Source organism: Aequorivita sp. CIP111184 (assembly GCF_900489465.1).
GTDB lineage: Bacteria > Bacteroidota > Bacteroidia > Flavobacteriales > Flavobacteriaceae > Aequorivita.
Map to the genome: position 1 here is coordinate 1 of NZ_UEFQ01000001.1, position 1,179 is coordinate 1,179.

The 1,179-nt window shown below is 49.3% G+C and carries 1 protein-coding gene; it reads right to left on the minus strand.

Features of this window, described 5'->3' with window-relative positions:
• On the minus strand, positions 1-1,179 hold a 1,179-nt coding region (locus tag AEQU1_RS00005; RefSeq protein ID WP_111877792.1), incomplete at both ends, for a transposase.

The window sequence follows — 1,179 nt, forward strand, 5'->3', positions numbered from 1 at the left end:
GTTGCGCTGATATTCTGCACGGTAATAGGTAACGCTGAACTTCTTTTCCTGTGCGCTTTTGCCCAAACAACTGCTCCTTATGGGGCAATCGATGCACACGTGCTTGCGAGCTCGGTATTCCTTTTTTCTAGTCTGCGTCCTGCTATCCAAAAACTCCTTGGTAAAAGGAATGGTCTTTCCCTGCGGACAGCGATAATAGTCTCCTTCCTCATTGTAAATAAAACCATCGGGGCCGCCTTTAAAGGTGCCGTGGGGAGGAATAAAACTTTTGAGGCCCTGTCTTTCAAGGAAAGCATAGTTTTCTCCGCTGCTGTAACCTGTGTCGGCCACGCAGTTTTCCCAGACCAGACCTTGTTGCCAAAGGCGTCGTTTTAACCTTTTGACGATATCGGGCAACTGCTGGTTGTCCTTTCCGTCGGCGTGATAGGCCTTGATATCGCTGATTACGTGATGGGCGGTGTCCACGCACAGCTGGCTCAAGTAGTTGAGCTTCCTTGCCTTGCCTGGTTTTACACTGATGCGTGCGTCGGGATCGGTAGGGCTGTAATGGGTCTTGTTGCTGGTATATTTACTTCCCTTGTTTCCCGCTCCCGGACGCTGATCTTGGTCTTTGTTCCAGCGTTTGGTGCGTGAGGCAATGGCATTGAGCTCCTTCTCCGTAGCGGTAATGCTGCGCTGGCCTTTATCTGATTTATCGCCTTTGCTCTTGCGAAAAGGTTTTTCTTTATCCATTGTGCTTATGTGGCGAATCTTACGCAGATGTGCTTCCAGTTCTTCCTCGGGAACTTTAAGCTCTAAACTATCCATAGAGGCATTGGCCTTTACAGGTGCACTGTCCACCGTCTGGGTATGGCCGCTGACCATCCCAGCATCTACGCAAAGTGTAAAAACCTTAGTGAATACTGCTTCAAAAACAGCTTCAGGAAAAAGTTGTCGTGTGCGGCTGATCGTTGAGTGCCAAGGAAGTTCCTCGTCTATGTCATAGCCTAAAAAGAAAAGAATGTCGAGACGCATCCCGCAATGGTCAACAAGCTTGCGGTCGCTGGTGATATTCTCCAAATAACCAACCAGACAGAGCTTGAAAAATACCACGGGGTCGATACTCTTCTGGCCGCTGTCGCCATAAAAGTCCCTTGTAAGTGCATATAAGTACTCTAGGTCCAGAGCCGACCGGAGCCG